The sequence below is a fragment of the Butyrivibrio sp. XBB1001 genome (assembly GCF_000424505.1).
Classification (GTDB): Bacteria; Bacillota; Clostridia; order Lachnospirales; family Lachnospiraceae; genus Butyrivibrio.
The window spans coordinates 1-6927 of sequence record NZ_AUKA01000033.1 but is presented as its reverse complement, the minus strand read 5'-3'; the positions used below and the strand labels follow the sequence as shown (position 1 = coordinate 6927).

Below are 6927 nucleotides of genomic sequence, written 5' to 3'. Positions count from 1 at the left end.
CATCATCTGATTGGAGAAAAGAGGCTTGAACACAGCCATTGAATCTACTGATGATGAATACTGCCTTAAGATGAAATTTGCCCTGTTGTACAGAATGGCTGATGATCTGCAGATATCCCTGCAATAGTCATAGAGTATGTGGTTTTTGCTTATCCTGTATTGCCTTGTTCTGTACACGGTTGTAAATTCCTTATTAGTATTCTATAGTTAGTATTATAGCACATTTTTCAGAATCACACAAACATTTGTTCTTTTTGGATAGAGGAAACTATATGCAGAAATCAGCAGCAAAATCAGTATCAAGATCAGAAAACCTTGACGACTACATAAGAGGCTCACATTCCGTATACAAACTCACATACCATGTGATCTTTGTGACAAAATACAGAAAGGAAGTGATCACAGATGAGATTGGTGATTTCATGAAGAATTACGCTGCTTACCTCTGCGGGCGCATGAACAGCGAGCTCATTTCTGCAGAGACAGATGTCGATCACATGCATCTGCTGATCTCCATGCCACCTGATGTTGCTCCTGTGAAGCTCATCAACTCGTTAAAATCACAATTATCCAAGGAAGTAAGGAATACATATAGGACTCATATAGAAAAGTATCTGTGGGGAGATTCACCATTCTGGAGCGCAAGTTATTTTTGTGCCACTACTGGAAGTGTTTCACTTGAAACTGTTAAGAAATACATTGAAGAGCAACGAACAGAATAACACAAACGCAAATACATTAAGACAGGGAAATACAAAAGGAAAAGCTAGTGCGATTCATCCCACAACCGATTTCATCGGAAGGGGTTTTCTCGCACGAATTTTATAAAACAAAAGGACATCCCATATCTGGAACGCCTCTCTAACAAAAACGCTGGACCGGACAGCTTACATCTGCCTTACATCCTCATGCGGTTTGCAACGATTTACTTTGCTTCTAAGATATTAGCACTTATGCATCAATTAGTCAAAGCTCAATTCATGTTTAACTCTATGTCGTGTGCTTCAGAAAAATCGAAAACATCATCTCCGCACAAGCTATTGATCCATATTTTCACTGTTTCCGCACTATCCCGATCCTTCTTCTCTATATTCCTATAAAAGGTATTTGCAATAAAATCAGCGAGCTGAACAAGTTTTTCATTCTTAGAATCCGTATAATTTGCTGTAAATTTATCACATATCGGATTTCTGATGGTTAGCTGCTGGTTTAAATACTCCTCCAAATCATATTTGGCACCTGTAGCAACATTCTGCTCATCTAGTAAAATCTTAATATTCCCTGCCCCACGCATATATTTACTATGATTTCTATAACAGCTATCAAAAAACACCTGTATCATATAGTTAAATGTCCTGGCATGGTTTTCTATAAACTTGTCTTCAGTATAGTTGTTATCAAGAACAATTACTCCTAGTTCAACCTTATCGTTTCCATGTGCTAATATATGATGATATATTTTTATTTTTTCTTTCTCAGATAGCTCCGAACCTTTTATTTCTTTATTCAATATAATTGTTTCTTTTTTCTTGCTGTCTTTCTTAATCATCTGAGATATTTTCTTTTTAAATAATCTCCTGATTGCAATAGGATTATCAGTAAAAACCATTGCGATGACAAAATACCTATTATTACTAACATTTGTCTTAGTAATACTTCCCGATTCATCAACGTATACATATACGTCATTTTCCTTTTGTAAACACTGCTGAAAGAACCGCAAATAAAAGCCACATATCATTTATCCCCCCGCTTACATTACTCTGTAATCTCTATCTGATTCCCTTCAATTGCAACAATGCAGCTCTCATAATATCCATCGCCGGTAGTCCTTGGACCACTGACTACTTCAAAGCCATCGTTCTTAAGACGATCAGTCAGCTCATCAACTTTCTCTTTGCTCCCAACAGAAAAGGCAATATGAATATACCCGGTCCTGGTAAGCTGCTTCTCAGCATCAACAAGTCCAGGCTTATTCATCAGTTCAAGCCTTGCTCCATCGTCAAAAGAGATAAAGAAAGATCTGAAATCTGTATTCACGTTGTGATAACCATCATTGGACTTACCCCCCAGGTATTTCACAAAGAAATCTCTGACAGTATCCAGGTTATTCACATACATAGCTACGTGCTCAATCTTCATCATTTTCTCACCTCAGAGCTTATTATCAAACCTCATAATCCAGGCAGCTTCTGATTTTTGTATAAGGTCTAACCTTAGAATCAGCAACCGCTACATCCATTATAAAATAGTTACCATTGAATCAATTGGATTTCTTTTTTTATCGCTAGATACACCTTTGAAATCGCTAGCGCGAAATCCCAAATCCAGGAAACAAATAGGATAGATGTTTTCTGGCAGGTCAAAAACCTTCTGTGTTTTAAGAACATCATTCACTCCAGCCCAACATGTATCCAATCCTATATCTGTTGCTGCCAACATCATATGTGTTGCTGCAATAACACCATCTGTCAAATAGCTATTTCCACCCTGAAAATTACTTGCAGCATTTTTATCAGAACATACTAGAATTACCATCGGTGCTCCATAACGGCATGGATGAACACTGTCCATCCTCTGAAGAGCTTCTCCACTTTTTAGTATATACACTCGTTGTGGTTGTTTATTAAAAGCTGTTGGTGCTAAGCGCCCTGCTTCTAGAATATATTTCACTTGATCTTCTGTTGGCTTTGTATCGCTGTACTTACGAACAGACTCTCTCTTCTGAATAACTTTATTAAATTCCATATCTATAATCTCCTTTGCTACATTGATTCTGTTATTTAAAAGATATGTCAGTTATTCAAAAAATCCAAAACTCCACAGTAACATAGCAAATTTCATGAATCTCGTTCCTCCGGCGAATTTACTAAGTATAAGTTAAATAACTCATCCTCAATTATACGAGATGAATTTTAAAAATGTCAGTGAAAAATTTCTTCTCTTATACTCCATTAGTTTAGCCGTAGATTTTTCCATAAAGAAAACCTGTCGAGGAATTAACTTCTTCGGCAGGTTCTTTTTCGTTATATTTTTGATACTGTGTCAGAACTTCATGCCAACAGTTACAATCTTTCAAGGTGTTCCATTTAGTGTACCAATTCAAACACTATCTGTGTGGCATTGGAAAGATCTTCTCTGTAAACATAGCCTAGCCTGTCAAAAGATCTTATGTCATCCTGGTTCTCTATCTGATGCTCTGCCATATACCTGACCATTTCACCTCTAGCCATTTTTGCATACGTTCCTTTGGTAACAAATTTACCCTTTTCCATCTCGCCAAAAACAACTGTTACATAGTGATCTTCGGGTGTTAGATACTTCTCTATGCATTTAGAGTATTCCTTGGAAGCAAGATTTACTATTACTCCAGAATCGTCCCTTACCTCTTTATACAGGGAAGAACCCCAAAATTCATATAAGTCCTTGGCCCCATTTATTACTGCTTTTGCCTGCATTTCAAGCCTATAGGGTGTTACCCCGTCCATAGGTTTTAATACTCCGTAAAATCCTGACAGAATTCTCAGATGTTCCTGAACATAGTCAAAAGAACTGTCCTCAAAAACAGACGGAGCCATATACTGAAATGCAATTCCCTCGTAAGAAATGATCGCCGGAGTCAGCCTTTTATAAATGTCCATTTCTTTAACGCGCTTAAAATTCTGCTCCGCAATCTTGTCATTACAATTCCATAGCCTCTGCAAATCCGCATATGACTGCATTCTAAGCCAATCAAGGATTTCTTTGGTTTGATTCAAAAAGACCGGTAATCCTTGGTGCTCAAGAGTATCAGTATCGATGTTCATTTTCTTTGCAGGAGATAAAATGATCCTCATGACAATTCACCCAGCATCTTCTCGGCATCATCTGCGGCTTTGACCTTATCATTTGCTCTGATGATCATGCCCTCTTCATCAATCAGATATGTCGTTCTGACTACGCCCATGGATGTTTTTCCATAGTTTTTCTTTTCTTTCCAAACATCGTAGGCTTCTATCACCTTGCGCTCAGGATCAGCAAGCAGAGTGAAAGCAAGTCCGTAGTTTTTTTCAAACTTTTTGTGTGATGCCACTGTGTCCTTGCTTACTCCAAGAACAACTGCACCTTTTTCGGTAAATTGAGGGTATCTCTCTGAAAAGCCGCATGCCTGCTTGGTACAGCCGGAAGTATTATCCTTGGGATAAAAATACAGAATAACCTTCCTGCCTCTGTAGTCCTTAAGGGAATGCATTTCCCCATTCTGATCAGGAAGTTCAAAATCTGGTGCCTTTGTTCCTACTTCTAACATAGTAAATCCTCCTCTAAAAAATGGACCGTAAACTCCGTCCCCTAGTCACACCCCGGGCGAACTTTGTCAAGCTGCTCCGGAATAGTATCAAATTATTCTATCAAGCAAATTTAATTATACAATATTGCTAAGATTACCTATATCAAGAGACATGATAGCACAATCATGAGAACAGTAAAGGAAACTGTGGAAAAGAATTAAACGGTAATAGGCAGTTGTTCGAATTAAAAGCAGAAAGGAAAAATAATGAATTGGTTGAAATTACGAAAATCACGAAAATACGTATTTTTTATTACTACCAATTGCATATCAAATATATTATTGATATACTTCTTTTTGGTGATATCACTTCTGCCGGCGCTGTGATACTGCCTGAACTGACAATTAAGTATTGTAAAAGGGGTATATTATGTTCAAGAAAAAGAGCGTTTTGGTTTCGTCGTTATTAGTAGTAGCAATGTCTTTTAACATGATCTCATTCAATTCTTTTGCTGAAGAATTGCCCGATGAAGAGTATGTAACAATCGCCCCCAATGAGGAGAACACAACTATCGATTCTGATGAGGAGGACGCAACAATCACCTCTGATGGGGAGGACACAACTATCGTTCCAGCTGAGGAGCCTGAAGTAACATACGTGTTGCCAGAAGCGCCCGAAGAAGAGACAGAAGTTTTCCCTGAAGAGCCTGTTGTAGCAGAAGAAGCTGTTGCAGCAGAAGAATCTGCAGATCCCGGATACAAGGTTACATTTGCTCTCCTTGAAGATTGGGGAGATGGATACAATGCAGGTGTTACTATCGAGAATACGAGCGATAGGGTTATCGAAGATTGGAAACTGAGCATGGCCTATGACGCTCCAGATTTTACAACAATCTGGAACGGCGTTGTAGAAAGCCATGAAAACGGCGTGTTTGTTATTAATAACTGCGGCTGGAATCAGGATATTCCGGTTGGCGGATCTGTATTCTTTGGGTTCAGCGTTGGTACAGCTTTTAATGGCGAGCCCACTGATTTTAAAAACCTGAATGCCAAGACAGATACACAACAAGAAGACTACACAGTCACTTACGAAGTTATAGCAGACTGGGGGACAGGCTTCACAGGCCAGGTAACTATCACGAACAATACTGACAAGACTATTGAGGACTGGGGACTTGAATTTGTTTTTGCCAACGAAATCACACAGATATGGAACGGCATTATCGAACAGCATGAGAACGGAAGATATGTTATAAAGAATGCAGGTTATAATCAGAATATTCCGGCAGGAGAATCTGTATCTTTCGGATTCAACGTAGTTGCTCCCTGGGATAATCCGGATGTTACAGTAGATTCCTCCGCGCAGATAAATGACTATGTGCTGACAAAGTATTCAGAAGAGGCTGAAGCACCTATTCTCGCAATCTATGGACATGTCATAAATGCTGTAAGCGGATCTTCAATTGAAGGTGCTGTTGTAAGGCTTCGTGAAGGTAAAGACAATCAGGAAGGTGACTTCATTGCAGAAGCAGTCTCAACTGAAAATGGAGATGTACAGTTTGCTGTAAAGGAAGGAGATTACACTGCAGAAGTATCAATCGATGGTTTCATTACCGGATACTTTAACGTTACCGCAGTGGAGCAGGAATCAATAGAAACTGTAGTAATGGCTATTTCACCGGTGCTTCCTGAAGGACAGTACAGAATAGTACTCACATGGAATCCTACGCCCAAAGATCTGGATTCGCATCTGGATATTTATGGGGAGGATGGTGGAAAGGTCGCCAGTGTTTACCACGGAAAGAAAAAACTTAGCAGCAGCGGCGAAGTTGTAGCAACTTTAGATGTTGATAATACACGCGGATTAGGACCGGAAACTATAACTATAGATATCGACAACGAATATTATAATGGAAAAACGCTTAAGTATGTTGTTTATAACTTCAGCGGCAAACCTGTGATAGCAGAATCAGGAGCAATCGTCAACGCATACAAGGGAAGCGTTCTTGTGGACACATTTGAAGTTCCTGCAAGCGGCAGCGGTAATGCATGGTATGTATTTGATATTGACGCAGATGGGGTTCATGAAGTGAACAAATTGATTCAATACAGTTATAGATAAGACTTTAAGGGGGGCTGTCGCACTAAGCTATTAGTGCGCGGCCCTTTTGTCCAATTTGTAGCGAAACAGTTGTTAAGTAAAAAAATAGCATCCACAGCAAAGGTGACGACGTTTCACCAGAGCCCAGAGATGCTATTTTTTTATTTAGATACATTTCAGCCTCACAATGCCCTGGCATACCCAATTTCCGTATATACCACTCCATGCCTCCCCTGCTCAGACTTCATGAGAGAAATGCCATTGACTCTCATAGCGTCACTTTCCTGAAACTCTGGCAAAAAAGCTTTGCCCTTAGTGCAGTCTGCTCTCCGGATCAGCGTCACATGCGGCATGAACTTCTTTCTGTCAAAAGAAATCTCTTCTTCCAAAAGAGCTTTCCTAAGCCTTTTCGCATACTCTTTCAGGCTCTCGTTTTCTTCAAACTCAGCAAAAAACATATCTCTGAAAGGCCTGTACCCACTCAGCCTTACAGAAAAAGACCTAAGCGGCACCTTTTGCATAACCTCCACCACCTGCTCAGGATCGTCATACTCCCCAA

Annotated in this window: 8 protein-coding genes; 2 read left to right on the top strand and 6 right to left on the bottom strand. The window is 39.5% G+C overall.

Annotated elements, in window-relative coordinates; genetic code table 11:
• The first annotated feature begins 272 nt into the window (after positions 1-272).
• Entirely contained in the window at positions 273-722 is a 450-nt protein-coding gene (gene tnpA / locus G631_RS0115800) for an IS200/IS605 family transposase (RefSeq protein ID WP_051197323.1), read from the top strand.
• 251 nt (positions 723-973) lie between these two features.
• On the opposite strand, the gene G631_RS0115795 is transcribed toward tnpA, so the two are convergent.
• The 5 genes from G631_RS0115795 to bcp form a co-directional block, all read right to left on the bottom strand.
• Positions 974-1741 carry a DUF3800 domain-containing protein gene (locus G631_RS0115795; RefSeq protein ID WP_026490264.1) on the bottom strand — a complete coding sequence of 256 codons (768 nt, stop codon included), beginning with the start codon at positions 1739-1741 and terminating at the stop codon, positions 974-976.
• A 17-nt stretch (positions 1742-1758) separates the two neighbouring features.
• Positions 1759-2142 carry a VOC family protein gene (locus tag G631_RS0115790; RefSeq protein ID WP_026490263.1) on the bottom strand — a complete coding sequence of 128 codons (384 nt, stop codon included), beginning with the start codon at positions 2140-2142 and terminating at the stop codon, positions 1759-1761.
• Between the two features lie 99 nt (positions 2143-2241).
• A complete protein-coding gene (locus G631_RS0115785; RefSeq protein ID WP_026490262.1) occupies positions 2242-2748 on the bottom strand; it encodes a nitroreductase family protein in 507 nt (168 codons plus the stop codon).
• Positions 2749-3089: 341 nt separating this feature from the next.
• Positions 3090-3836, bottom strand: a complete 747-nt coding sequence (gene yaaA / locus G631_RS0115780) for a peroxide stress protein YaaA (RefSeq protein ID WP_026490261.1) — start codon at positions 3834-3836, stop codon at positions 3090-3092.
• Positions 3833-4288, bottom strand: coding sequence for a thioredoxin-dependent thiol peroxidase (bcp, locus tag G631_RS0115775; RefSeq protein WP_013281335.1), 456 nt, complete (start codon positions 4286-4288; stop codon positions 3833-3835). The genes yaaA and bcp overlap by 4 nt, the downstream gene beginning before the upstream one ends.
• 409 nt (positions 4289-4697) lie before the next feature.
• Here bcp and G631_RS0115770 point away from each other — a divergent pair, with 409 nt between their 5' ends.
• Positions 4698-6389 (top strand): cellulose binding domain-containing protein, encoded by a 1692-nt coding sequence (locus G631_RS0115770; protein ID WP_026490260.1) that lies wholly within the window; start codon positions 4698-4700, stop codon positions 6387-6389.
• Positions 6390-6550: 161 nt separating this feature from the next.
• Here G631_RS0115770 and G631_RS0115765 read toward each other — a convergent pair.
• Positions 6551-6927, bottom strand: a 377-nt coding sequence (locus G631_RS0115765) for a 2'-5' RNA ligase family protein (RefSeq protein ID WP_026490259.1), incomplete at its 5' end; no start/stop codon positions are given.

Bases quoted from the DNA above. Each gene is read 5' to 3' on its own strand.
- tnpA (WP_051197323.1), top strand. From the start codon at position 273: ATGCAGAAATCAGCAGCAAAATCAGTATCAAGATCAGAAAACCTTGAC.
- G631_RS0115795 (WP_026490264.1), bottom strand. From the start codon at position 1,741: ATGATATGTGGCTTTTATTTGCGGTTCTTTCAGCAGTGTTTACAAAAG.
- G631_RS0115790 (WP_026490263.1), bottom strand. From the start codon at position 2,142: ATGAAGATTGAGCACGTAGCTATGTATGTGAATAACCTGGATACTGTC.
- G631_RS0115785 (WP_026490262.1), bottom strand. From the start codon at position 2,748: ATGGAATTTAATAAAGTTATTCAGAAGAGAGAGTCTGTTCGTAAGTAC.
- yaaA (WP_026490261.1), bottom strand. From the start codon at position 3,836: ATGAGGATCATTTTATCTCCTGCAAAGAAAATGAACATCGATACTGAT.
- bcp (WP_013281335.1), bottom strand. From the start codon at position 4,288: ATGTTAGAAGTAGGAACAAAGGCACCAGATTTTGAACTTCCTGATCAG.
- G631_RS0115770 (WP_026490260.1), top strand. From the start codon at position 4,698: ATGTTCAAGAAAAAGAGCGTTTTGGTTTCGTCGTTATTAGTAGTAGCA.